General features: G+C 60.5%; 23 protein-coding genes and 1 pseudogene. 9 read left to right on the top strand and 15 right to left on the bottom strand.

The genetic code is table 11. The features are described from left to right. Nucleotides 1-6: 6 nt before the first annotated feature. Complete coding sequence (locus I8E17_RS09725) at nucleotides 7-318, bottom strand: AzlD family protein (RefSeq protein ID WP_069612513.1); 312 nt, start codon at nucleotides 316-318, stop codon at nucleotides 7-9. 2 nt (nucleotides 319-320) lie between these two features. Then, nucleotides 321-1,043 carry an AzlC family ABC transporter permease gene (locus tag I8E17_RS09720; protein ID WP_069612835.1) on the bottom strand — a complete coding sequence of 241 codons (723 nt, stop codon included), beginning with the start codon at nucleotides 1,041-1,043 and terminating at the stop codon, nucleotides 321-323. Between the two features lie 232 nt (nucleotides 1,044-1,275). Between I8E17_RS09720 and I8E17_RS09715 the strand changes: the two genes are divergently transcribed. Then, complete coding sequence (locus I8E17_RS09715; protein ID WP_069612834.1) at nucleotides 1,276-1,527, top strand: DUF2164 domain-containing protein; 252 nt, start codon at nucleotides 1,276-1,278, stop codon at nucleotides 1,525-1,527. 7 nt (nucleotides 1,528-1,534) lie between these two features. On the opposite strand, the gene panB is transcribed toward I8E17_RS09715, so the two are convergent. The 3 genes from panB to I8E17_RS09700 all read right to left on the bottom strand — a co-directional run bounded on the left by panB (nucleotide 1,535) and on the right by I8E17_RS09700 (nucleotide 4,146). Further along, entirely contained in the window at nucleotides 1,535-2,356 is an 822-nt protein-coding gene (gene panB, locus I8E17_RS09710) for a 3-methyl-2-oxobutanoate hydroxymethyltransferase (protein ID WP_069612512.1), read from the bottom strand. 1 nt (nucleotide 2,357) lies between these two features. Continuing rightward, nucleotides 2,358-3,230 carry a pantoate--beta-alanine ligase gene (gene panC / locus I8E17_RS09705; protein WP_069612833.1) on the bottom strand — a complete coding sequence of 291 codons (873 nt, stop codon included), beginning with the start codon at nucleotides 3,228-3,230 and terminating at the stop codon, nucleotides 2,358-2,360. A gap of 211 nt (nucleotides 3,231-3,441) precedes the next feature. Further along, nucleotides 3,442-4,146: an SDR family oxidoreductase gene (locus I8E17_RS09700; RefSeq protein WP_219510697.1), complete on the bottom strand. Its 705-nt coding sequence runs from the start codon at nucleotides 4,144-4,146 to the stop codon at nucleotides 3,442-3,444. 124 nt (nucleotides 4,147-4,270) lie between these two features. On the opposite strand from I8E17_RS09700, the gene gcvA reads away from it, so the two are divergent. Continuing rightward, entirely contained in the window at nucleotides 4,271-5,161 is an 891-nt protein-coding gene (gene gcvA / locus I8E17_RS09695) for a transcriptional regulator GcvA (protein ID WP_069612510.1), read from the top strand. A gap of 123 nt (nucleotides 5,162-5,284) precedes the next feature. Beyond that, entirely contained in the window at nucleotides 5,285-6,670 is a 1,386-nt protein-coding gene (locus tag I8E17_RS09690) for a hypothetical protein (protein ID WP_229002098.1), read from the top strand. A 6-nt stretch (nucleotides 6,671-6,676) separates the two neighbouring features. Here I8E17_RS09690 and I8E17_RS09685 read toward each other — a convergent pair whose 3' ends face one another. From I8E17_RS09685 to I8E17_RS09670, 4 genes are all read right to left on the bottom strand, one after another. After that, on the bottom strand, nucleotides 6,677-7,762 hold the full coding sequence (locus tag I8E17_RS09685; protein WP_069612509.1) for a glycosyltransferase family 1 protein: 1,086 nt from the start codon (nucleotides 7,760-7,762) through the stop codon (nucleotides 6,677-6,679). Nucleotides 7,763-7,843: 81 nt separating this feature from the next. Next, the gene (gene pncA, locus I8E17_RS09680; RefSeq protein WP_069612508.1) at nucleotides 7,844-8,467 is read right to left on the bottom strand and encodes a bifunctional nicotinamidase/pyrazinamidase; all 624 of its coding nucleotides are present in this window, start codon (nucleotides 8,465-8,467) and stop codon (nucleotides 7,844-7,846) included. A 111-nt stretch (nucleotides 8,468-8,578) separates the two neighbouring features. Beyond that, nucleotides 8,579-9,862 (bottom strand): L-fucose:H+ symporter permease, encoded by a 1,284-nt coding sequence (gene fucP / locus I8E17_RS09675; protein ID WP_069612507.1) that lies wholly within the window; start codon nucleotides 9,860-9,862, stop codon nucleotides 8,579-8,581. 261 nt (nucleotides 9,863-10,123) lie between these two features. Beyond that, the gene (locus I8E17_RS09670; RefSeq protein ID WP_219510699.1) at nucleotides 10,124-10,756 is read right to left on the bottom strand and encodes a TetR/AcrR family transcriptional regulator; all 633 of its coding nucleotides are present in this window, start codon (nucleotides 10,754-10,756) and stop codon (nucleotides 10,124-10,126) included. 145 nt (nucleotides 10,757-10,901) lie between these two features. Here I8E17_RS09670 and I8E17_RS09665 point away from each other — a divergent pair, with 145 nt between their 5' ends. Then, the gene (locus tag I8E17_RS09665) at nucleotides 10,902-11,639 is read left to right on the top strand and encodes an SDR family oxidoreductase (protein WP_069612505.1); all 738 of its coding nucleotides are present in this window, start codon (nucleotides 10,902-10,904) and stop codon (nucleotides 11,637-11,639) included. A 138-nt stretch (nucleotides 11,640-11,777) separates the two neighbouring features. On the opposite strand, the pseudogene I8E17_RS09660 reads toward I8E17_RS09665, so the two are convergent. Together I8E17_RS09660 and I8E17_RS09655 are read right to left on the bottom strand one after the other, a co-directional pair. Then, nucleotides 11,778-11,992 (bottom strand): annotated as a pseudogene (locus I8E17_RS09660) (GIY-YIG nuclease family protein); the annotation flags it as partial. A gap of 111 nt (nucleotides 11,993-12,103) precedes the next feature. Further along, nucleotides 12,104-14,569 carry a UvrD-helicase domain-containing protein gene (locus I8E17_RS09655; RefSeq protein ID WP_069612831.1) on the bottom strand — a complete coding sequence of 822 codons (2,466 nt, stop codon included), beginning with the start codon at nucleotides 14,567-14,569 and terminating at the stop codon, nucleotides 12,104-12,106. A 362-nt stretch (nucleotides 14,570-14,931) separates the two neighbouring features. On the opposite strand from I8E17_RS09655, the gene I8E17_RS09650 reads away from it, so the two are divergent. The 4 genes from I8E17_RS09650 (at nucleotide 14,932) to I8E17_RS09635 (ending at nucleotide 21,370) form a co-directional block, all read left to right on the top strand. Further along, a complete protein-coding gene (locus I8E17_RS09650) occupies nucleotides 14,932-16,098 on the top strand; it encodes an efflux RND transporter periplasmic adaptor subunit (RefSeq protein ID WP_069612504.1) in 1,167 nt (388 codons plus the stop codon). Beyond that, nucleotides 16,098-19,250, top strand: coding sequence for an efflux RND transporter permease subunit (locus I8E17_RS09645; RefSeq protein ID WP_219511510.1), 3,153 nt, complete (start codon nucleotides 16,098-16,100; stop codon nucleotides 19,248-19,250). Before I8E17_RS09650 ends, I8E17_RS09645 begins: the two co-directional genes overlap by 1 nt. A gap of 246 nt (nucleotides 19,251-19,496) precedes the next feature. Continuing rightward, nucleotides 19,497-20,510 carry a flagellin gene (locus I8E17_RS09640; protein WP_069612503.1) on the top strand — a complete coding sequence of 338 codons (1,014 nt, stop codon included), beginning with the start codon at nucleotides 19,497-19,499 and terminating at the stop codon, nucleotides 20,508-20,510. Between the two features lie 191 nt (nucleotides 20,511-20,701). Then, nucleotides 20,702-21,370 (top strand): OmpA family protein, encoded by a 669-nt coding sequence (locus tag I8E17_RS09635; protein ID WP_069612829.1) that lies wholly within the window; start codon nucleotides 20,702-20,704, stop codon nucleotides 21,368-21,370. 59 nt (nucleotides 21,371-21,429) lie between these two features. Here the strand turns inward: I8E17_RS09635 and I8E17_RS09630 are convergent, their stop codons facing one another. After that, nucleotides 21,430-21,837, bottom strand: coding sequence for a DUF2000 family protein (locus I8E17_RS09630; RefSeq protein ID WP_069612502.1), 408 nt, complete (start codon nucleotides 21,835-21,837; stop codon nucleotides 21,430-21,432). Between the two features lie 35 nt (nucleotides 21,838-21,872). Between I8E17_RS09630 and I8E17_RS09625 the strand changes: the two genes are divergently transcribed. After that, nucleotides 21,873-22,739, top strand: a complete 867-nt coding sequence (locus I8E17_RS09625) for an AraC family transcriptional regulator (protein ID WP_069612501.1) — start codon at nucleotides 21,873-21,875, stop codon at nucleotides 22,737-22,739. A gap of 16 nt (nucleotides 22,740-22,755) precedes the next feature. On the opposite strand, the gene I8E17_RS09620 is transcribed toward I8E17_RS09625, so the two are convergent. The 3 genes from I8E17_RS09620 to I8E17_RS09610 are packed head-to-tail and all read right to left on the bottom strand — an operon-like array spanning nucleotide 22,756 to nucleotide 24,786. Further along, nucleotides 22,756-23,481 carry an amino acid ABC transporter ATP-binding protein gene (locus tag I8E17_RS09620; RefSeq protein WP_069612500.1) on the bottom strand — a complete coding sequence of 242 codons (726 nt, stop codon included), beginning with the start codon at nucleotides 23,479-23,481 and terminating at the stop codon, nucleotides 22,756-22,758. Beyond that, on the bottom strand, nucleotides 23,459-24,118 hold the full coding sequence (locus I8E17_RS09615) for an amino acid ABC transporter permease (RefSeq protein ID WP_069612499.1): 660 nt from the start codon (nucleotides 24,116-24,118) through the stop codon (nucleotides 23,459-23,461). Before I8E17_RS09615 ends, I8E17_RS09620 begins: the two co-directional genes overlap by 23 nt. Continuing rightward, nucleotides 24,115-24,786 (bottom strand): amino acid ABC transporter permease, encoded by a 672-nt coding sequence (locus I8E17_RS09610; RefSeq protein WP_069612498.1) that lies wholly within the window; start codon nucleotides 24,784-24,786, stop codon nucleotides 24,115-24,117. Before I8E17_RS09610 ends, I8E17_RS09615 begins: the two co-directional genes overlap by 4 nt. Between the last annotated feature and the right edge of the window lie 53 nt (nucleotides 24,787-24,839).

Here is a 24,839-nt window from a genome sequence, read left to right as displayed (position 1 = left end):
GCCGTGTCAGACGCCTATGGAATGGCGCCATGCCATGACGACGATCCATCCAGCGACCAGCATATAGGTCGAGGGATAGCGCAGGCCGACAAGAAGGGCGGCAACCATTGCCACCTTCGTATCCCAGCCGCCGACGAAGAAAGCGGGTGCGACGAGGGTCGTGAGTACGGCGGCGGGCACGGCATTCAGCGCGGCTTCGACACGCGGCGGAATGCGGGTCATCTTGACGATCAGGATATAACCGCCGATGCGCGTCAGGAAGGTCACCACCGCTGCAGCCGCAATCAGCAGGACCATATGCGAATTGAAGTCGAACATGGTCAGATCTCGTGGCTTTCGTGCGCGATATCAGGCTTGCGATTCGCCTTCACCGGCGGCAGCGTTGCGGCAAGCGCGACGCCCGCCAATGCGCCGATGCTGACATGCCAGGGCGAGCCGACATAGCGATGGGCTATGGCTGATGCCACGGCGCTGACGGCGACAACAGGCAGGAAATTGTCCCGCGTGCGGAAGCCCATGACGATGCCGAGGAAATAGACCGGCAGAAGGATATCGAGGCCGATGGCTTTGGGATCGCCGATGAAACTGCCGAGAAGACCGCCGATCAGGCTCACCACCACCCAGGGAACATAGATCACCGCCGCAAAGCCGATATACCAGGCGAAAGTCACCGGCTTGCCGCTTTCATGGCGCTTGATCGTTTCGGCGAATTGGGGATCGACCAGCAGGAAAAAGGTGAAGAACTTCTCCACCGCTGAAAAATGCCTGATGTAGCGAGCGATCGCCGCCGAATAGAGTACATGGCGAAAATTCACCGCCAGGATCGACAGCACGATGAGCCAAGCCTGAACATTGTGGCCGAAGAGGTCTATGCCCACCATTTGGCTGGCGCCGGCATAGACGGTGCCGCTCATCAGGGTTAGTTCGCCAAGGGACATGCCTTGATCGCGCGCCAGCGCACCGAAAAGGGCGCCAAAGGGCGCAGCAGCGAGGCCGACGGGAATGCCGCCCTTCAAGCCTTCAAGAAATTCCGCGCGACTCATGGTCCGCTTGTCCTTTGTGGAAAATCCGGCGCTCTCGCCAAGATGTCGGGTCGAGGGCGGCATTCCGCATGAAAGCAACGATTGTTGCACCCTTGCGTATTTGCTGCCGCGCTGTTCAATGGCCGGAGGTGTAAGCCGTACCCGTGGAACCAGCAATTGAATTTCCTTGATGGATCAATTGATTTCCTTGATCCAGCGCTTGGAGACCGCTCGCAAAATGAGAGATGGAAAGATGAAGAAGATCACCTTTTCGAAGGAGGAGAAGGCAGCCATGGTTGCCCGCCTTCAGCGCTATTTCGCCGACGAGCTGGATCAGACGCTCGGCACCTTGCCCGCTGAATTCCTGCTCGATTTCTTCACCGCCGAGATCGGTCCCTATTATTACAATCAGGGGCTGCGGGATGCCCATGCGGCATTTATGAGCAAGATGGAGGACTTCGGCGAAGCGATCTATCTGCTGGAGAAAGAGCCCCCCAAGAGCTGATGGTGCCTCACTTTTTCGGCTGAAACGTATGCTCAATAGCCGGGAAAGTGCGAGCCTTCACTTCCTCGGCATATGCTTCAGCCGCTTTCGAGATCATGGGCGCCAGCTCCGCGAAATGCTTGACGAAGCGCGGCTTGAAATCGTTGAACAGGCCGAGCATGTCGTCGGAAACGAGGATCTGCCCATCGCAGGCGGCGGATGCGCCGATACCGATGGTGGGAATGGCAACGGCGGCGGTGATCTCGCGGGCGAGCGGCTCGATCGTGCCTTCGATGACCATGGCGAAGGCGCCGGCCTCCGAGATCGCCTTGGCGTCACGCCGGATCTTGTCTGCTTCCTTGTCCGAGCGTCCAAGCGAGCGATAACCGCCGGTCGTATTCACCTGCTGCGGCATCAGGCCGACATGGCCGAAGACCGGAATACCGCGAGACGTCAGGAAGGCCACGGTTTCAGCCATTTCCTCGCCCCCCTCCAGCTTCACGCCATCGCAGCCGGTTTCCTTCAAGATTCGGGCGGCATTGCGAAAGGCCTGCTCCTTCGACTCCTGGTAGGAGCCGAAGGGCATGTCGACGATGATGCAGGCATGTTTTGTGCCACGCATGACGGCCTGGCCGTGGGCGATCATCATCTCCAGCGTGACGCCGACGGTCGTCTCCATGCCGTAGAGCACCATGCCGAGGGAATCACCCACGAGAAGCAGGTCGCAATGCTGATCGAGCAGGCGGGCAATCGGCGTCGTATAAGCCGTCAGGCTGACGATCGGGCGCGTGCCCTTCATCGCCTCGATGGCGGCGGGCGTGATACGCTTGGCATGTCCGACAGTGCTCATCTCAGGCGGTCCCTTCGTTGGCGGATCTGCTGCCGATAACCCGATTGTCAAGCAGGCGGGTGGTGCCGATGCGGACGAACAAGGCAATGAGGATTGGCTGCCCCTGCAGTTTACTCAATGGTTCCAGCGTTTCAGGATGGCGGACGGCGGCGACTTCCACGGTCGCGAGCGGCTCCTTTTCGATGAAAGCGCGCAGCGCCTCTTCGAGTGCGACGGGGTCATTCACCCCGAGATCATATAGCCGCTCGGCTTCCGCCAATGCATTGGGAACGATAACGGCGGCGGCACGCTCTTCCTTCGACAGATAGACATTGCGCGAGGAGAGGGCCAGGCCATCGGCGTCGCGAACGGTCGGCACCGGTACGACCCGGACAGGCTGGGCCAGATCCTCGACCATACGGCGGATGATCGTTACCTGCTGATAATCCTTCTCGCCGAAATAGGCGCTGTCCGGCTGGACGATGTTGAAGAGCTTGGTGACGACGGTGGCGACGCCGGCGAAATGGCCCGGGCGAACTGCGCCTTCCAGTTCCGCGCCGAGTTTCGGCACGTCGACCACAGTTTGCATCGGACGCGGATACATATCTGCAACACCAGGTGCGAAGAGATAGTCGACACCGGCATCGCGCAACATGGCGCCGTCGCGTTCGAGATCGCGCGGATATTTCGCCAGATCCTCATTGGCGCCGAACTGCAGCGGATTGACGAAAATGGAGGTGACGACGACGTCGTTCTCGGCCTTGGCGCGAGAGACGAGTTCCATGTGGCCGGCATGCAGGTAGCCCATGGTCGGCACCAGGCCGATTTTTCTGCCGGCTTTGCGTTGCACGTCGAGCCGTTCGCGTAAAGCGGCTATCGTGTGAACGATCTCCATCATGGCACTCCTCCCCAAGCAACGTCGTTTCCGCATTGCCCCTTTCCATCCCTAAAATTGCCGGGACTTCTAACGTGTGCAGTGCAGAAAGGCAATTCGCCCGCGCCCGGCCAACCAAGGCGATTTGATCTCCGCTATCGCGCTCCAAACAAAATCGCTCTCCCAAGCAGTGCCTGAGAGAGCGAAAACGAGATGATGCTGTCTTGCGTAGCTAGACCGAGTGCATCAATCCGCCATCGACCTTGAGATTCTGACCGGTGATGTAGCCGGCGCCATCTGAGGCGAGGAAGGCGACGGTGGCGGCGATCTCTGCGCTGGTGCCGTAGCGCCTCATGGGCACGCTGCCGCGGCGTTCTTCTGTCGCCGGCAGGCTGTCGATCCAGCCGGGCAGGACGTTGTTCATCCGCACATTGTCGGCGGCATAGGTGTCGGCAAAGATCTTCGTATAGGAGGCGAGACCAGCCCGGAACACGGCCGAAGTCGGGAACATTGGCGACGGTTCGAAGGCCCAGGCGGTGGAAATGTTGACGATGGCGCCGGACTTCTGCTTCTGCATGATGGGCGCGACGAGGCGGACCGGGCGAATGACGTTCATCAGATAGACGTCCAGGCCGGTGTGCCATTGCTCGTCGGTGATGTCGAGGATCGGAGCGCGGGGGCCGTGGCCGGCGCTGTTGACCAGCACATCGATGCGTCCCCATTTTTCCATCGTCGCATCGACCAGCCGCTTGAGATCGTCGTTGGACTGGTTGGAACCGGTGACGCCGATGCCGCCAAGCTCCTGAGCGATAGCCTCGCCCTTTCCGGAGGAGGAGAGGATGGCGACACGGAAGCCATCGGCGGCAAGGCGCCTAGCGCTTGCAGCGCCCATGCCGCTGCCGCCCGCAGTGATAATAGCCACTTTTTCTATCGACATCTGTGCTTCCCTTCTCGTCTGGCTCCCGCAGGATCGATTGCCCTAAATCTGCCGATGAAATATCATCTTCTTCGCGTGAGGGCCAAGCAGCTAAATTCTTATCTGTCAGTAGAAAAACTATCGCATGAATGGTTCACCGGGTAAACTTCCCTCCCTGAATGCCTTGAAGGCATTCGAGGTCGCCGCGCGCCATTGCAGTTTCAGGTTGGCGGCCGAAGAGCTCGGAGTGACGCAAGGTGCGGTCGCACAGCAAGTCCGCGGGCTGGAAGCCGAGCTCGGCGTAAAACTATTCGAGCGGATGCCGCGGGCTTTGGCTCTGACGGGCGAGGGGCGAGGCTATATTGCCGATATCAGGCGTGCCTTTGAAATCATCGCCCGCGCGACGGGTGAGCTCAGCCCGCAACCTGTCAGGCTCACCATCAGCACCACGCCGACATTCGCATCGAAATGGCTGATCCCGCGCCTGCCGGATTTTACAGCCCGTCATCCCGGTCTCGATCTCCACATTCTCGCGACAGAACGCATATCGAGTTTCCAGGCGGAAGGGGTAGACCTTGCGGTCCGTTATGGGCGACCACCTTTTGGACCGGGACTTGCTGCGGAGCTGCTCTTCGAGCAGGAAATCATTGCCGTTTGCAGCCCTGTGCTGCTGCATGATCGAAAGCCACCGAAGACACCGGAGGAGCTGGAAGGCTACGTGCTCCTTCACGATGCACATAATTCCTGGCCCGAGTTTATCGACAGGCATCTCGGGCGGGCTTCGCAGGCATCCTATAAAGGGATCAGTTTCAATCAGACTTCGCATGCGATCGAGGCCGCTATCGCGGGACACGGCATCGTGCTTGCAAACCGCGATTTCGTCGTGCGTGACCTAGCGGAAGGCCGGCTGACGCAGATAATTCAGGGATCGCTAAACGGTCCTTCCGACTTTTATCTCGTCTGGCCACGTTATCGGAAGTCCTCTGCACTTGAGACGGTGATTGCCTGGATAGGCGAAGAGGTAAAACGGAAATAATCGGTACGATGTCATGACGATGCCGGCATTTTGGGCCATGGTTTCAATATCGGCTCCGCTTCGCCCTTTCAGATTAGCGCTTTTCTCAATCTTTTCCTGTTATCTGCCGCCATGGCAAAGATCGTGGCGTTGGCGGCATATTTCTATCAGGCGGCGGTGGCTTTCGGGCTGCTGATCGCGGTGGCACATCTGCTGGCTCCGGCGGACTATGCGGCCTATTCGCTGTTCATCTCGATCAGCCAGTTTGCGGCGATCCTCTGCTTCGAGTGGGTTCGCTTTGCCTGCAGTCGCTTCTATCCCGGGCAGGGGCCAGGGAGCGAGGCGCTGGAGCGCAAGGCGCTGACGGTAGAATTCGCGGCATGCTCGGCAATCTGCCTGATTGCCGCTTCCGTCTCGATCCTCTTTTCGGTCTCGGCAGAGATTGCCGTGCTTGGCGGGCTCGTTGCGATCTTCCAGGGCGGCAGCGACCTGCATCTCACCATGCTGCGCTTCCGTCAGGAATTTCGCGTCTTTTCGCGGCTTCAGGGTTCGCGCGCGACGATTCTGGCAATCGGTACGCTTGCGGGCGCCGCCGTTGCTCCGACTTTCACATGCACCGTCATCGGTCTGATGACCGGCTATCTTGCCTATGGGCTCCTTGCCGCTTTTCTGAGCCGCAACAGTCTTCACGAGGCGGCTTCGTTCGAGAAGGCGCTGGTACGCAAGCATTTCGTCTATGGCAGCGTTGCCGCGAGCGCCTCCATTATCGGCATGTTGACGCCGTTGGGATTGAAATCGATCCTCACGGCCACGCTGGGAGCGGGTGGCGCTGCCGGCGCACTTCTGGCGCTTGATCTGCTGCAGAGACCCTTCGTCCTGATCGTCTCTGCGCTGCAGGCCATTCAATATCCCGATGTCGTCACGACCTATGATCGCGATGGGCGAACCCCTGCCTTTGCCAAGCAGCTTGGGGAATATTACTCGCTGCTGACCGGTCTGACGCTGATGACCGCCGCCGGCATTTTCGCGCTGCTGCAGCCGGTCGGGCAATTGGTCATTGCCGCCGGTTTGCGCAAAGAGTTTCTTGCCGTCGCCCCCTTTGTCATCGGCCTTGCGACATGCCGCGCGCTGACGGCCAACATGATGCCCACCCCGGCGCATCTGCAGCATCGACTATTGACGATTTTCCTGCTCGCGGCGCTGGATTGCGCGCTGCTGAATGCGGGCACGCTCATCGGCGGTTATCTCGGTTCCTTCGGCGATGCTGCCCTCATGGCCGGCGGCATGATTGGCGCGCTTTGTGCCATGACGATCGGCGTCAAGGTGATGATGTCTCTTGCCTTTGATTTCGTCTGGCCGCCCGTCGTTCTGTCGGGCATCGGGCTGGCCCTGCCGGTGCTGGCAACGGCCGGTTTTGGCTATTCGCTCTGGATATCTGTGGCTATCGGCGTTGTCGGGGGCGCGCTCTTCTGCCTGCTCGGTCTTTACAGCTATTTCGTCACCATGTTCCGGCCGCAGTCCCGGTCCTGAAATCCCTTAGAGATCTTCCAGAATGGACAGGACGCGATCTGCGCTGCCATCCCAGGAGAAGCGCGTAACGTTCTCATGGCCGCGTCGACGCAGATCCTGGCGCAATGTCTCGTCCGTCGCGATCCGCCGCATGGCGGAGACAAGTTCCTCCTGTCGGAAGGGATCGAAGTAGAGCGCGGCATCGCCCGACGCCTCACGCACGGCGGGAATATCGGCCGCAAGCACCGGGCAGCCCTGTGTCATCGCCTCCAGCGGCGGGATACCGAACCCTTCGTAAAGGCTCGGGAAAACGAAAGCTGTGGCATGGCGCTCCAGGGCGGCGATTTCCGCATCGGTGAGCCGACCGGGAAAAAGCAGGCTGTCGTTCGATTGCTGGTTATCCGATTTGAAGACGGTCGGTGCGGAGCCGCCGACGACCACGAGCTTCTGATTCTCATCGTTAAGCGCCTCGAAGGCGCGGATTGCGAAATCGAGGTTCTTGTTCGGCTTCATCGTGCCGACGAGTAGGAAGAAGCCGTTGGTTTTCAGACCAAGCCGCTGCATGACGGCCTCATCAGGCTCGATGGCGGCGTAATGATCGACCGCATTGTAGACGACGTCGATACCGGCAGAAGGAACTCGAAACACCGAGGCGAGCTCCTGCCGCGAGAATTCGGAGACGGTACCGATCTTGGCGGTGCGCGTCAGCACGGTCCCAAGTGCACTGTGCAGCAGCCTATAGCTGCGCTTGAAGGATTGCGGATGGCGGAAGATCGTCACGTCATGGATGACGACGGCCTGGCGGCGATGCAGAAGTGGGCCGCTGCCGCCAAAGCCGATGAGACGGCTGCCGTGCGAGTGTGAAAGCAGCGCTGTTTGCTCCCAGAGATGGCCGGGGCCGGAACCGAAGCTATCGATTTCTATCGCCGAAAGCCTCATATCGACAGGCGTATTGCGCGGCACCGCCAAACGCCAGCGCACCCCTTTCAGAGAAGCAGGCAGTGCGCCTGAGGAGATCTTGCGATCGAGCGCCAGGGTCAATTCGCGCGCAAAGCGCTGTACACCGGACAGAGGCTGGCCGAGAAAACGCCCGTTGATGACAATCGACTGCACGCTAAAGATCCCGATATCTTATTGATGGGACATAGCTTGCACCATTTTATTTAGAGAAGGTTTAGCGTGCTTCGCGCGATTTTACGCAAGCGCGTCCTTGCTGCTGGCAATGGTGACGCCGCGGGCTCGCATCTCGTCGATTGCCGCTTTGACGCCGGCGGGATCGATGCCTCGGCTGGCATCTTCGATGAAGCGGACTGCGACGCCGGGCAGCATTTCAACGGCATCGAGCGCCGAGAACTTGACGCAATAATCGGTTGCCAGCCCGCAAAGGTCGAGTTCGGTGACGCCCTTGTTGCGCAGATAGGCGGCCAGTCCGGTGAGGGCGGCCTGATCGTTGTCACGGAAGGCGGAATAGCTGTCGACGGCGGGGTTCTGGCCCTTCTGCTGGATGAAATCGACGGAGCCGATATGGAGATCGGGATGAAACTCGGCATCTTTGCTATTCTGGATACAATGATCGGGCCACATCATCTGCGGCTTGCCTGACAGTGTGCCGATCTCAAAAGGTTTTTTGCCTGGATGAGCGGAAGCGAAGCTGCCGTGACCGGCCGGATGCCAGTCCTGCGAGGCGACGACGAGATCGTATTGGCCGCTGTCGATGAGCCTGTTGGCGACAGGCACCACCTGATCTCCATCCGGCACGGGAAGCTTGCCGCCCGGGCAGAAGCCGTTCTGGATGTCGATGAGCAGCAGCGCTTTCATGAGACCTGTCCTTCCGTTTTGTTGCGCTGCACGATGCCAAGCGGCGCGCTTCGGATCAAGCCCTTTGCGCCCCGCCGATGAAGGCGGCGAGGCGCGATGGTGTGTGAAGGCTTATGCCGGCCTGTGGCCCTTGAGGCCATAGAAGGCAATGTAGACGTAGCAGATGATCGGCATCAGGAAGGCGAGGTGGATGCCGATCGTATCGGCAAGGCCGCCCTGGATAACAGGCAGGATCGCGCCGCCGACAATGGCAAGGCACAGAATGCCCGAGCCCTGGCTCGTATATTTGCCGAGACCGTGCAGCGCCAGGCTGAAGATCGTCGGGAACATGATCGAGTTGAACAGGCCGATCGCCAGCACGGCCCACATGGCGACATGACCCGTCGTCAGCACCGTCACCAGCAGGAGGATGATCGCTGCGACAGCATTGAAGGCAAGCGCCTTGCCGTCATCGATGTGGCGCATGATTGCCGAGCCGACGAAGCGTCCGACCATCGCGCCGCCCCAGAAATAGGAGACGTAATGGGCGGCATCGGCCTCGGAGAGATGCGCGATATCGGGCTGGCTGAGGAAATTCACCAGGAAGCTGCCGACGCTGACTTCGGCACCGACATAAACAAAGATGCCGAGAGCGCCGAGCACGAGATGGCGATACTGCCAGGCAGAGCCGCCGCCGCGCATCGGCTCGATGGTCTCCTCATCCTCGACTTGCGGGAGTTTCAGCGCCGCAAAGACGGCCGCGAGCACCAGGAAAGCGGCGGCAAGGAGCAGATAGGGGAATTTGACCGCGCCGGCTTCCGCTAGCCGCATGGCGTCGAGCTGTTCCGGTGTCGCGTTGGTGGCTGCAGCTGTCGCAGCAGACAGGATCAACATCGCGCCGAAGTAGGGGGCAATCGTTGTGCCGAGCGAGTTGAAGGCCTGCGTCAGGTTCAGGCGGCTGGCGGCCGTATCCGGCGGTCCCAATACGGTGACATAGGGGTTTGCGGCAACCTGCAGGATCGTGATGCCGGTGGCGAGCACGAACAGCGCGCCCAGGAACAGGGCGTAGACGCGGTAGGTGGCGGCAGGAATGAACAGGGCGCAGCCGACGGCCGCGATCGCAAGGCCGACGACGATGCCCCATTTATAGGTGATGCGCTTCACGAGCGTGCCGGCAGGCAGCGATATGATGGAGTATGCGCCGAAAAAGCAAAGCTGGATGAGCATTGCCTGCGTGTAATTGAGCTGAAAGACGCTTTTCAGGTGCGGGACCAGAATATCGTTCAGGCAAGTAATGAAGCCCCACATGAAAAAGAGTGAGGTGAGTGCGATAAGCGCGAATTGGTAATTGCCCTGGCCTTGGTGTGCGGATGCACGCGCGCTGGTGGGCGCAGAGCTTGTTGCTGAGCCGGCCACTTTTTAATCCTCGGTTCTTGTTGTTGCCAGGCTTCGAGATTCGAGCCGGACGAAAAGCCCGAACGGGCCGAAAGAAGAGCTGGCAGCGGCTTGCCGGGATCCCACGGGAAACGTGGAACCTCGAAGCCGCTTCAATCGATATAATCGATTGGTCCGCTATTGGTAGCTTGCTAGGCATGCGGATTTTGCAATGCTGCAATGCAATCGCTTGCAAAGTCGGAATGTCTAGGCGTGCCTTTTGCTTTTGGGCTGCGCACTCGATCAGGGCGGGTTGCTGAGCTTGTCGACGCTATGCAAATAGCCAAGAACGGCGCGTTTCACGCGCAGAGCCAGCTGGTATCTATCCTGGTCGCCATGCTCTCCGGCGGCATCCACCATTCCCTTGATGATGGCGACCACATCGCGGCTCGTCACATCGATATCGTCCTGCGGCGGCAGATCCGGCCGCAGCAGGGTTGCGCGGGTGAGCTCGAAGAAGCGCCTTTTGATCGCTTCGGTGGCAGCATCGAGCGGCAGGCGCGCTTCCTCGAAATCGAGCAAGCGGGCTAGTGCCGGCCTGCGAAGCTGTTGCTCGACGCAGGGGAGGATGAGCGCCGACAAGGCCTCGCTGCCGGTGGGCTTGTCGGCGGCAATTTCCGCCTCTGCGACGAGGCGCGAAGTTTCGCGCAAGATCAAGGCTCCGATCAACGCATCCTTGCGCGGAAAATACTGATAGAGCGAGCCGACACTGACGCCCGCCTTTTCCGCAACGGCATTGGTGGAGAAAGCCTCATGGCCACGCTCCTCCAAAATGCGAGCTGCAGCCTCCACGATCGCCTCGACTGTTGCGAGCGAGCGGGCTTGTCTTGGCGCTTTTCTCGGCGCGGCACGGCTATGGAGAGGGCCTTCGGACATGATTCCGGAATGCGAGTAGCAAAAAGCGAATTATCGCTCATATTACAGTTCGCGACCCAACGAAACAAGCGTTTCAGCGACATGCCGGGATTGAGTGCCCGGGCATGATCGACAACGCGTGTGCGAACGACAAGGAGATTGACGCATGCCCAACGAAATTAGAACGGCGATCGTAACCGGTGCATCCAAAGGGATTGGGGCAGCCATTGCGAGGCAGCTTGCCGAAGACGGCTTTCAGACCGTCGTCAATTACGCATCGGGTTCCGGAGAGGCCTCCGATGTTGTTGCCGGCATCACGGCGGCAGGCGGCCGCGCGATTGCAATCCGTGCCGATGTTAGCGACGCCGCGGCAATAACGGCATTGTTCGATCGCGCCGAAGCGGAGTTCGGAACGGTCGACGTGCTCGTCAACAATGCCGGGATCAGCAAATTCTCGCCACTGGCCGAGGTCTCGGATGAGGATTTTCGGCAGCAGCTCGCGGTCAATCTGACAGGGACCTTCAATGGAATGCGAGAAGGGGCGAAGCGGGTGCGGGATGGCGGCCGCATCATCAATCTTTCCACGAGCATTATCGGTCACTACTCCCCCGGCAATGGCGTCTATGCGGCGACCAAAGCGGCAGTGGAGGCGATGACCCATATCCTAGCCAAGGAACTCGGCACACGCGGTGTCACGGTCAATGCGGTCGCGCCGGGACCGATCGCGACCGAATTGCTGTTCAAGGGGCGGTCCGAGGCGCTGATCCAGCGGCTGATAAACGACATTCCGCTCGGGCGCCTCGGGATGCCGGAGGATATCGCCCATATCGTATCGTTTCTGGCCGGGTCGCAGAGTGGCTGGGTCAACGGCCAGATCATCAGGGCAAATGGCGGACGTAACTGAGATCGTGCAGCGGGGCGGGAGAGCTTTGTGCGTTGTTATCCGGTACCGTTAAAAGTGCAGGATTCGGACTATGATCGAGGGGCCGGGATACGCAGACGATCGGGAAGCGTGAGGCTTAAGCTTCACCAGAGCTCGTAGTATATCCCGCCAATCGGGATTGGCTCTTTCGATCAGCTCGATCTTCCATTGGCGATACCAGCGTTTCAGCGATTTTTCGCGTTGTATGGCTGAAACGATGTCGGCGTGGTCTTCATACCAGACGAGCCGTGTGCATCCGTATTCCAGGCAAAGCCCGGTGTCAGGCCTTCGCGATGTTCGTAGATGCGGCGCTCGAGATCGGCGGTGACGCCGATGTATAAAGTGCCGCGCTTGTGGTTGGACGGAGTGTGTGGGTGGGGAGGAGATCCACAATCAGCCTAACGGTTGATGGCCACCCTCTGGTCCCAAACCAGACAGCTTTACCGTCAAACCCGCTCGACAAACCCATCCAAAACCCTTTTCTGCCCCGCGCGGTCGAATTCGATCGTCAGCTTGTTGCCCTCGATCTCAGAGACATTGCCGTTGCCGAATTTGATGTGGAAGACGCGGTCGCCGATGGCGAATTTGGAGGGTTCGGCGGAAGTGGATTTGGCCACCAGCTCGCCGTCTATGGTGCGCACCTTCGGGCCGCTCTCGCCGTAGCCGATGCGCTCGACGGCGTGGCCGGAGCGGCTGCCCCAGTTGTCGCGGGTCGCATCGTTGCGGTTGGCCTGGGCGCGTTTCCAGCCGGGCGTGGAATAGGTGTTGGCGAAGGGATCGGCCTTGTCGAAGCGGGACTGGCCGTATCCGCCGCGACCGTATCCGCCATAGGATTGCTCGACTTCGGCGACCTGAACATGCGTTTCCGGCAGTTCGTCGAGAAAGCGGGAGGGGATCGTCGATTGCCAGAGGCCGTGAATGCGGCGGTTGGAGACGAACCAGATGTGGCAGCGGCGCTTGGCGCGGGTGATGCCGACATAGGCGAGGCGACGCTCTTCCTCGAGACCGGCGCGACCGCTTTCGTCGAGCGAGCGCTGATGCGGAAACAGGCCTTCCTCCCAGCCGGGCAGGAACACCGTGTCGAATTCCAGACCCTTGGCAGAGTGCAGCGTCATGATGGAGACGGCGTCGAGATTTTCGTTCTGCTCGGCATCCATAACAAGGGCGACGTGTTCAAGGAAGCCGCGCATGGATTCAAAGCTGTCCATGGAACGGATGAGTTCCTTGAGGTTTTCAAGCCGCCCCGGCGCTTCCGCCGATTTGTCGTTCTTCCACATGTCCGTATAGCCGGACTCTTCGAGGATCTGCTCGGCAAGCTCGGTATGCGGCGTATTCTCGAGCAGGCCCTGCCAGCGGCGGAATGATTGCACGACGTCGAACAGCGCCTTACGTGCCTTCGGCTTCATCTCATCCGTCTCGATGATATCGGCCGCTGCCGCCAGCATCGGGATATCGCGCACGCGGGCGTAATCATGCAGGGCGCGAACCGTGGTGTCGCCGAGGCCGCGCTTCGGTGTATTGATGATGCGCTCGAAGGCGAGGTCGTCGGCCGGTTGGCAGACGAGGCGGAAATAGGCCATGGCGTCGCGGATTTCGAGGCGCTCGTAGAAGCGCGGGCCGCCGACGACGCGATAGTTCAGGCCGAGCGTCACGAAACGGTCTTCGAACTCGCGCATCTGGAAGGAGGCGCGCACGAGGATGGCGATATCGTTGAGATTGTGTTTGTTGCGCTGGAGCTGCTCGATCTCTTCGCCGATGGCGCGCGCTTCCTCCTCGGAATCCCAGGAGGCGTGCACCTGCACCTTGATGTCGTCCGGTTCGGAGCGGTCGGTGAACAGCGTCTTGCCGAGCCGGCCTTCATTATGGGCGATCAGATGCGCGGCGGCACCGAGAATATGCTCTGTGGAGCGATAGTTGCGCTCGAGCTTGATGACCTTGGCGCCTGGAAAATCCTTCTCGAAGCGCAGGATATTGTCGACCTCCGCGCCGCGCCAGCCATAGATCGACTGGTCGTCGTCGCCGACGCAGCAGACATTCTGCGGCTCGCCTTTCTGCCGCTGCGCCAGCAGGCGCAGCCACATATATTGCGCCGTGTTGGTGTCCTGATACTCATCGACCAAGATGTAGCGGAAGCGCTGGTGATAATCCTTGAGGATATCAGGATTCTGCCGGAACATATTGATCGGATGCAGCAAAAGGTCGCCGAAGTCGCAGGCGTTCAGTGTCTTCAGGCGGTTCTGGTAGGCCGCATAGAGTTCGCGGCCCTTGCCGTTGGCAAAGGCGCGGGCGTCACCTTCCGGAATATCGGCGGGGCTCAGGCCCTTGTTCTTCCATGTGTCGATCATGCCGGCAAACTGCTTGGCCGGCCAGCGCTTGTCGTCGAGCCCTTCGGCCTGGATCAGTTGCTTGATCAGCCGGACGACATCGTCGGTGTCGAGAATGGTGAAGCTGGAGGTTAGACCGACCAGTTCCGCATGACGACGCAACAGCTTCACACCGATCGAGTGGAAGGTCCCGAGCCAGGGCATGCCTTCGACCGCGCCGCCGACCAGCAGCGCAATACGTTCCTTCATCTCGCGAGCCGCCTTGTTGGTGAAGGTGACGGCGAGGATCTGGCTAGGGAAGGCGCGGTTTGTGGAGAGGATATGAGCGATGCGTGTCGTCAGCACGCGTGTCTTGCCGGTGCCGGCGCCCGCAAGCACCAGCACGGGGCCGTCGAGCGTTTCCACGGCTTCCGCCTGTTCGGCATTGAGGCCCGAGAGATAATCGGGCCGGCGGCCGCTGTCGCGTGCCGCCATGGCGCGGGCCGCAATGCCGCCGCCGTTGCTGCCGGCTGTCGGCGCGGAACGGCGCGGTGCCACGTGCTCCGGCTCCTCGTCAAAGAAGGGAATATCGTCATGTCCAATGGTCATGCCGCCCAATGTAATGATTCTACCCCGAAAGGCAAAAGAAACGGGCCGAAACTAGAACAAAAAGTGCACATCGCAGGGCATAAGGCTCGATCGGCCGCTGTTTTTCATATGGAAATGGATCGGTCCATTCACCGGGTAAAACGTCTCGTTGTCCGCACCAAGATTACAACTTTGTCATAATCTGCGGCGAAACTTGCGGCATATGCTCAAAACACGATATTGCAGCAAATCGGGCACAATCTTGCTTTATAGAGCCGTCCGAGCCGAAATTGACCCCTGGTTAAGTGTGCTGGGTGGATGAGGGGTCACAAAAACCAACGACGCGATTTCATCGCCTCTGACACAACGAGCCGGAGACGTGCATGACCGCCTGGAAGCAGCTTTCCTTGTCTTTTTTCTTGCTGGCAGCTGGCATCGCCGCTGTCGTGGCCTTCATGCCCAGTGCGGCGGGCCTGCTGCAGAAGGTCGGCGTTCCCGAGACTGTCGTGGCCTGGATTGCTCCGCGCGATGGCGCGGCGGACGGGAGGGCGAAGACGCAGGCAAGCTCCGGCGGACGGCGCGGCCAGAACATACCGCTTGTCGTGACCGAGCCTGTGGTCAGCGGTGTCGTCAACGATCGCCTGAGCGCGATCGGTACCGGTGACGCCATCCGTTCGGTCGTCGTCATGCCGCAAGCGGCGGGTACGATCCGGGAAATTCTCATTAAGTCAGGCGACAGGGTGAAGCAGGGGCAGGTGCTGGCGCGTCTCGACGACGACGAGCAGATCATCGCTCGCGGCCAGGCGGAAGTGGCGCTGAAGAGCGCTGTCGAAAAATCCCAGCTCTACCGCAATATCAAATCCACAGTCTCGCGCATGGATGTTTTCGATGCCGAGATCGTGGAGCAGGGCGCAAAGCTGGCGCTGCAATCGGCCGAGCTGGCGCTGAAGCGCCGCGATGTGGTCGCACCGATCGACGGGATTGTCGGTATCGTGCCTGTGGTCGTCGGCGACAATGTGACGACAACGACCAATATCGTGATGCTGGACGACCGCTCGGAAATCCTGGTGGATTACTGGGTGCCGGAGCGCTTCGCCAACACAGTCAAGGTCGACCAGCCGGTGGAAGCGACGTCGGTGGCATTGCCGGGGCGCGTATTTTCGGGCGTTGTCGAGGCAGTCGACAATCGTGTTGACGGCGCGAGCCGGACGCTGCGCGTGCGCGCCCGCATCGATAACGCCTCCGATGTTCTGCGCGCCGGCATGTCCTTCAATGTCGGCATGCGCTTTGCCGGCGAATCCTATCCCTCCGTCGATCCGCTCGCCGTCCAATGGGATGGGGCGGGTGCGCATGTCTGGCGCGTCGTTGACGGCAAGTCCTCGAAGGTGCGCGTCAGCATCGTGCAACGCAATCCGGATGCGGTACTGGTCCGCGGCGATCTTCGCAATGGCGATCTCATCGTCATCGAAGGATTGCAGCGCGTGACCGAAGGCGGCGAGGTTCGCTTTGCCCGCGATGTCGCTCAGGCCAAGGAGGTCATCACTCAATGATGACCGATGGCGACGATGTGGCGGATGCCGGCTCGGCAGCGCCCAAGCAATCCTTTACCGCACTCTTCGTACGCCGGCCGATCCTGGCGCTGGTCTTCAACACGCTGATGGTCGTCGCCGGTCTTGCCGCCTATTTCGGCGTCGAAGTACGAGAACTGCCCGATGTCGACCGTCCGGTCGTGACCGTCAGGACCGTATTCGATGGCGCATCGCCGCAGACGGTGGATCAGGAGCTGACGAAGATCATCGAAGGGGCGGTTGCCCGCGTCAGCGGTCTGAAGTCGGTCTCCTCCAGCTCGTCCTTCGGTCAGAGCCGGGTAACGCTCGAATTTTCCGACGCGACCGATCTTTCGGTTGCCGCCAATGATGTCCGCGACGCCATCGGTCGCATCACCGAACAATTGCCCGATCAGGCGGATGCGCCTCAGATCGTCAAGGCGGATTCGGATTCGCAGCCGATCATGCGGCTTGCCGTCACCTCGAGCACCATGACGATGGATGACCTGACACAGCTCGTCGACAAGGAGATCACCGACCGGCTGGCCTCTGTCGAAGGCGTCGCCGATGTCGAGCTTTACGGCGATCAGGAGAAGATCTTCCGCATCGATGTCGATCAGGCCGCCCTTGCGAGCCGAGGTCTCACCATCGGCGACCTGACGACGGCGCTTGCGACCGCAGCACTCGATGTACCGGCCGGATCGCTGAAGAGTGCGCGGCAGGATATCGTCGTGCGTGCAACGGCGGCACTACAGACGCCGGAGGATTTCTCGCGGCTGATCATCAAGAACCGCGTGCGGCTTTCCGATGTCGCCACCGTGACGCTCGGACCGAGGGACGGCACGACCGCGCTGCGTTCGAACGGTGTGCAGGGCGTTGGCCTCGGCATCATCCGTCAGGCGCAGTCGAATACCTTGAATATTTCCGAAGGCGTGAAGGCCGTCGTCGCGCAGCTGTCTAAATCGCTGCCCGAGGGTACGCGCATCGTCATCACCAGCGACGATGCCCTGTTCATTCAGGGGGCGATCCACGAGGTCGTGCTGGCGCTCGTCCTGTCGGCCTTGATCGTCACCGCAGTCATCTATCTCTTCCTGCGCGACTGGCGGGCGACGCTGATCCCGGTCGTAACCATGCCGGTGGCGCTGATCGGCACGCTTGCCGCGCTCTACATGGTCGGTTTCTCGGTCAATATCCTGACGCTGCTGGCAATCGTGCTTGCGACCGGCCTCGTGGTCGATGACGCCATCGTCGTGCTCGAGAATATCGTGCGGCGCAGGGCGGAGAAGATCGGGCCTCGCGCTGCCGCCGTGCTTGGCACGCGCGAAGTTTTCTTCGCCGTCATTGCAGCGACGGCCACGCTTGCTGCCGTGTTCATTCCGCTCTCCTTCCTGCCGGGGCAGGTGGGCGGCCTGTTCCGTGAATTCGGCTTCGTGCTTGCCTTCTCCGTCGGCCTGTCGTCGGTCGTGGCGCTGACGCTGTGCCCCATGCTTGCCTCGCGAATGCTGACCAAGGAGATGCGCGAGGAGCATGGCGTGCTCGGCCGTTTCGGCGAGCTTTTCTCCGGTGTCTATCGTCGTACCCTCAAGGCTTGTCTCAATGCGCCTTTCGTCGTCATCGTCTTCTGTGCCGTGTTTTCGGCTGCAGCCGTCCTGGCGTTCGTGAACGTCAAGAGCGAACTGACACCGAGCGAGGATAGAGCGATGGTCATGCTGCGTCTCACCACGCCGCAAGGCGCAGGCCTCGATTATACCAAGGATCAATTACAGCGCGTCGAAGAGCGGCTGCAGCCGCTGATGGACAGCGGCGACATACGAAATATCTACGCGATTTCAGGCATGAACAGCCAGAAGAACAGCGGCTTCATGGTGCTGACGCTGGCGCCCTGGAGTGAGCGTCATCGTACGCAGCAGGATATCGTCGCCGATATCAACACGGCCATGGCCGGCGTGCCGGCTCTTCGCGGCAATGTCATCCAGGCCAACAGCCTGCGCATCCGTGGCGCCGGCAGCGGCGTGCAGATGGCGCTCATCGGCAACAATCACGAAGCGCTGACCGACGCAGCGCTGAAACTCGTGCAGGAACTCGACAAGACCGGCCAATTCGATACGCCGCGGCTGAACAACGAGCCGACACAGGCTCAGGTCTCCGTCACCATCGATCGCGAACGCGCTTCCGATCTCGGGATCGACATTTCAGGTCTTTCAGTGGCCTTGCAGTCGCTGCTCGAGGGTCGCTCCGTCGTCGACGTATTTGTCGCTGGCGAATCCCATCCGGTGCTGTTGACGTCGACGATGCGGCCCATCGATGATCCTACGGATCTTGAAAACGTCTTCCTCAAGACCGGCGACGGCAAGATCGTGCCGATGTCGGTCATTGCGTCGTTGAAGGAGAATGCGGTTGCGCCGCAGCTGACCCGCGAGCAGCAGCTGGCTTCGGTTGCGATCACGGCCGGGCTCAAGAACGGCATGTCGCTCGGGCAGGCGGTCGAGGAGATGACACGGATCGCGACGCCACTCCTGCCGCCTGGTTCGCGGTTGATGCCGCTCGCCGAAGCGGCGACACTGGAGGAAAATTCCAGCGGCATGGCCCTGACCTTCGGTTTTGCCATTGTCATCATCTTCCTGGTGCTTGCCGCGCAGTTCGAAAGCGTGCTGTCGTCGGTCATCATCATGTCCACGGTGCCGCTCGGTCTCGCCTGCGCCGTCTTTGCGCTCGTCATCACCGGATCGAGCCTCAACATCTACAGCCAGATCGGCCTGGTGCTGCTCGTCGGCGTCATGGCCAAGAACGGCATCCTGATCGTCGAGTTCGCCAATCAGCTTCGCGACAAGGGCGAAAGCGTGCGCGAGGCGATCGAAAAGGCCTGCGCACTGCGCCTGCGCCCTGTCATGATGACGATGATCGCGACCATCCTTGGCGGCGTACCGCTTGTCTTTGCCGAGGGGGCCGGCGCAGAAGCGCGCGTCGCGCTCGGCTGGGTCATTGTCGGCGGCCTTGGGTTTGCGACCCTGGTCACGCTTTACATCACACCCGTCGCCTATCTGCTGATCGCCCGCTTTGCGAAGCCACAGACGCATGAGGAACAGCGCCTGCATGATGAGATGTCGGATGCGGCGCTGCGCGCGAGGCTGACCAATCTTCGCGCGGCGGAGTAGGTCGGAACCGGCAGGTTGCGCCAATTGCAGTCGTTGCGCTTATTTATGGTAAATCAGGGGTATCGTTTAGCGCTTTTTTAAGCATGTTTGCTAATCATGTCGGTATGTAACCGCTGGAGCGCAGGCGTTGTTTCGCCTCACTCCCCGTTCGCCGACACGCTCGGCCCGCGCGCATGAGCGCCCGCGGCAAGGTTCCGATGTCTCCTTGTATTTGTTGCGTATTGTTGCGTCCGGAGTTCATGTGCCGTGAGTATTTTTTCGACCTTCATCAGGGTCAGTCCCTCTGTGAATACAGCGCTGGAAGTGCTGAGGGACACCCAGACCAAACTGGGTAATGCCGAACGACAGATGTCGTCGGGCCTGCGGGTTCAGTCGGCCAGAGACAATGCCACATACTGGAAAATCTCGACTTTGACGCATACCGACATCGGCGCGATTTCGTCGGTTCAGGATGCGTTAGGTCTCGCCGCCTCGACCGTCAGCACCGCTTCCACGGGTGTCAGCAGCGCGATCGATGTCGTCACCGAGATCAGGACGAAGCTCGTCGGCGCCTATGAGACCAGCGTCGACAAAACGACACTCAACGACGAGATCACCCAGCTCAAGCAGCAGTTGCGCAGCGTCGGGGAGTCGGCGACCTTCAACGGCGTCAACTGGACCGTGCTGCAAGATGGCGCGGATCCGACTGACCCCCATGAGATTCCAGGCTCCCTTATCCGCGGCACCGATGGCACCGTAAAGATCGGCATGCTGAGCTATGCGGGCGTCAGCTCGACGACGGGGCCAATCACCTCGGCCGATGCGCGTTATCTGATCGACGATCAGTCAAGCGGCACCGGCGGATATGGCGTGCTGACGTCGACATCTTTCGCCACCGAAGCCGGAGCGGCCAAGAATTATGTGCTCATCAGCAGCAAGAACGGCAATACTAGCGGCCAGGTGGAGATCTCGCTCGATGCGAATACGAGCCGGGGCGCCATTGTCGACATGGTCAATACCGTCACGGGAATGCTGAACCAGCTCAAGACGATCGGATCCGCCTTCGGCTCCCTCGAGGCGCGTATCAATCTTCAGACCGAGTTTGCCAGGAATCTCAACGATTCGCTGACCAGCGGGGTCGGCAAACTTGTGGATGCCGATATGGAACAGCAGTCGAGCAAGGTTCTGGCGCTGCAGGCTCAGCAACAACTCGGGCTGCAATCTCTGTCGATCGCCAATGCGAGCTACAATACGGTTCTGCAACTCTTCCAGAACCATTGATTGCAGCAAACGGCTGAAATTGACGGGGCTGGCGGGTGAATGGCTCCGCACGTCCGCATGCGCCGGCTTCTGCAAAAGCTCAGCTGACTCTCTATGCACAGGGGACAAGGGTCTGGATAAGATTTCTCTTCATGATATCGCCGCAATGCTTCATATCTGCTGCGGCCATCGAACCGGAGAGCGACGATTCTATGATCAAGAAAATTGCCATTCTTGCCCTAGCGGCAGCCTTTTTGAACGCATGCACCACCACCGACCCCTATACGGGTGAACAGAAGGTATCGAATACCGCAGGCGGTGCGGCGATCGGTGCCGGCGTCGGTGCCGTTGCCGGTCTTCTGATCGGTCATTCGCCGGCCTCGCGCCGCAATGCCGCGCTGATCGGCGCCGGCGTCGGTGCGCTCGCGGGTGCCGGTATCGGCAACTACATGGACCAGCAGGAGTCCGAACTGCGTGCACAGCTGCAGGGCACTGGCGTTTCAGTGACCCGCGTCGGCGACCGCATCATCCTGAACATGCCTTCGGCGATCACCTTCGATATCGACCAGGATGCGATCAAGCCGGAGTTCTTCCCGACGCTGAATTCCGTCGCGATCGTGCTGCGCAAGTTCAACCGTACGCTGATCGACGTCAACGGTCATACGGATTCGACCGGCAGCCTGCAGCATAACCAGGATCTGTCCGAACGCCGCGCTGGATCGGTCGCGTCCTACCTCGGCAGCCAGGGTATCGATCAGCGCCGCATGTCGGCCATTGGCTTCGGTCCATCGCAGCCGGTCGCAACCAATGCAACGGAGGCCGGTCGCGCGCAGAACCGCCGCGTCGAGATCCAGATCGCACCGATCACGCAGAACGGTTAAGCCTTTCCGAACAAAAACGGCCGGGTCTCGCGATCCGGCCGTTTTCTTTGCGCGTCCGATCACGCATGCATGTCGGCGCCCTTGGTGATCTTGTCGACGATTTTCTTGTCGGCGCGCAAGGCGATGCCGACGACCTTGGCATCTTCCGGCGCGAATTCGGCAAAGACGGCGCGGTTGGCCGCGTCATGCCCGGTTGAGAACATTTCCTCTATGAAGATGGAAGAGGTGACGCCGCGCTCCAGCGAGCGGCGATGGATGGCGGCTATGTTCTCCTTGTCGGCCGAGAGCACGATGATGGGCTGGATCGACAAAGCGTTGTAGACGTTGCCGGTGCGATCGCGATAGGCTTCTCCGATAATATCTGGATGTTGTCCGGCTATGCCTGTCGACAGAAAGGCCGTTACATTCAGCTTTTGCCAGGATTGAAGGTCGTTTCGCAGAACGATCGCGATTTTGGTATCGAACATCGATGGTCACTTTCATGCAGTCTGGAAATGGGACATTGCACGAGGATGTAGCGGGACAGATCTTCGAGGGTCTTGAACGTTTGTGCGTGACACCGGAGGCCAACCGCATCCTGTCCGCGCCTGCCTATCCGGGCATCGAACGCATCCAGGCGCAGTTTCGTGGCGATGCCTTCGAACTGCATCGGCACGACACCTATGCGCTTGGCGTCACCATGCGCGGCGTGCAGACATTCCGTTATCGTGGCGAACAGCGCTACAGCTTGCCCGGGCGGGTAATCATTCTTCATCCGGACGAACTGCATGATGGCGGGGCAGCGACCGAGGACGGCCTCGTGTACCGGATGCTGTATCTGGAACCGTCGGTGCTGTTTCAATGCCTTGAGGCGGCGCGTGTCGGCCTGCCTTTCGTCGATGATCCCGTGGTGGAAGACAATCGCCTTGCCGGCCTGTTGCTGGCGGCGCTTGGCGAGCTCGATCGCGAGCTGGATGAGCTCTTCGTCGACGATTTCGTTTCGCGACTCACCGACGGACTTGTCCAGCACGCCCGTTTGCCGCAACGGCGCTTGGGCAGCATTGCGTGGGGGCAGGTGAAGACTGCGCGGGACTATATCGAGGCGCATGTCACACGAGGTGTGCGCTCGCAGGAATTGGAGCGCATCACCGGCCTCGATCGCTTTGCGCTTGCGCGGCATTTCCGTGCTGCCTTCGCAACAAGCCCGCACCGGTTCCTGCTGATGCGCCGGCTGCAGCAGGCAAAAGCGATGATCGCCGCGGGGGAGCCGATCGCTGAGGTGGCAGCCGCAACCGGATTTGCCGATCAGAGCCATCTGACCCGGCATTTCAAGAAGGCGTTCGGCATTGCTCCAGGCGTCTGGAACACTATGGTTCAGAGAGCCGGCTAGCGGGACTTGTCGGCTCTCAATGAATGCCGAGGAACTGCGTGAGCTCCGGGGTTTGCGGATTGGCGAAGACTTCGCCGGGCGGTCCGATTTCGTGTACGCGGCCCTTATGCATGAAGACGACGCGTGAGCAGACGTCGCGGGCGAATTTCATCTCATGGGTCACCATCAGCAACGTCATGCCTTCGCTGGCCAGTTCGCGCACGACCGCAAGAACTTCCGCGACCAGCTCCGGGTCCAGCGCAGAGGTGATTTCATCGCAGAGCAGCGCAATCGGCTGCATGGCGAGTGCCCTGGCGATGGCGACGCGCTGCTGCTGGCCGCCGGAGAGTTCATCCGGGTAGGCGTCGAACTTGTGCCCGAGGCCGACACGGTCGAGCATGCGCCGCGCCATGGCTTCGGCTTCGGCCTTGGCGGTCTTCTTGACGACCATCTGCGACAACATGACGTTGCGTCCTGCGCTCAGATGCGGGAAGAGATTGAATTGTTGGAAGATCATGCCGACCTTCAGCCGGAGCGCCTTCAGATGGAGGTCATCGGGCAGGAGCTGTGCGCCCGCGACGGAGATCGAGCCGCCATTAATCGTCTCCAGCCCATTGATGCAGCGCAGCAGCGTCGATTTTCCCGAACCGCTCTTGCCGATGATGGCGATGACTTCGCCGGGCTCGACATCGAGGTTGATGCCCTTCAGGACTTCGTTGGTGCCGAAGCTCTTGCGGACTTCAGTGATTTCGATGAGCGACATTGAGCTTCCTCTCCAGGATCTGGCTGCTTTTCGACAGCGGCCAGCACAGGGCGAAATAGATGAGCGCGACAAAGCCGTAGACGGTGAACGGCTGGAAGGTCGCGTTGGTGATGACGGTGCCGGCCTTCGACAACTCGACGAAGCCGATGATGGAGGTCAGGGCCGTGCCCTTGACGACCTGCACCGAGAAGCCGACGGTCGGCGGCACGGCGATGCGCAGCGCCTGGGGCAGGATGACGTAGCGCATCTGCTGCAGATAGCCCATCCCCAGACTGGCCGAAGCCTCCCATTGCCCCTTGGCGACAGCCTCGACGCAGCCGCGCCAGATTTCGGTAAGGAAGGCAGCCGACCAGAGGGTGAGCGCGACGCCGGCAGCCAGCCAGGCCGGCACGTCGATCCCGAAAAGCCCGAGACCGAAGAAGGCCAGGAAGAGCTGCATCAGCAGCGGCGTGCCCTGGAACAGCTCGACGAAATATCTGACCGCGATGCGGCCTACCTTTGCCTTGCCGATGCGCAGGAACAGGAGGATTGCGCCGACGATGGCACCGCCGGCGAACGAGACGAGCGACAGCAATACCGTCCAGCGCGCGGCCAGCAGAAGGCCGCGCAGGATATCCCATGTTGTGAATTGGATCATTGGCGGACCCTGCGTGGAAAGATCATCTTGCCCACGACCGCGAGTACCTGTCGAAGCAGGATCGCCAGCGCGAGGTAGATCGCCGTGGAGACGAAATAGGCTTCGAAGGCGCGGAACGAGCGCGACTGGATGAAGTTTGCCGCGAAGGTCAGATCCTCGGCGGCGATCTGCGAGACGACAGAGGAGCCGAGCATGACGATGACGACTTGCGACGACAGTGCCGGCCAGATGCGCTGCAGGGACGGAACGATGATGACATGCCGGAAGGTTTCGAACCGGGTCATGGCAAGGCTGGCGCCGGCTTCGAACTGGCCGCGCGGCGTTGCCTGTATGCCGGCGCGGATGATCTCGCAACTATAGGCGCCGAGATTGATGATCATCGCGAGATTGGCGGCAGTCATCTCGTCCATCTGAATGCCGATGCCGGGCAGGCCGAAAAAAATGAAGAAGAGCTGGATCAGAAACGGCGTATTGCGGATGAGCTCGACATAGGTAGCAACGAAGGGTTTGAGCCACCCTGGACCCAGTGCTCGCGCCCAGGCGCAGGAAATTCCGAGGAGAATGCCAAGCACGGCGCCGATAAGGGTCAGCTCCACCGTGACGAGAACGCCCTTGATCAGCGTGGGATAGTATTCGGCAAACCAGCCGAAATCGAAATGATAGCGCATGGGAGAAAGCCCTGCTCGGACCGATCACGCCGCCGAATGACGGCACGATCGGT

The sequence above is a fragment of the Rhizobium sp. AB2/73 genome (assembly GCF_020871915.1).
Lineage (GTDB): Bacteria > Pseudomonadota > Alphaproteobacteria > Rhizobiales > Rhizobiaceae > Rhizobium > Rhizobium dioscoreae.
Note: the sequence above shows the minus strand (reverse complement) of the source record. Positions and strands in the feature narration are given on the sequence as shown.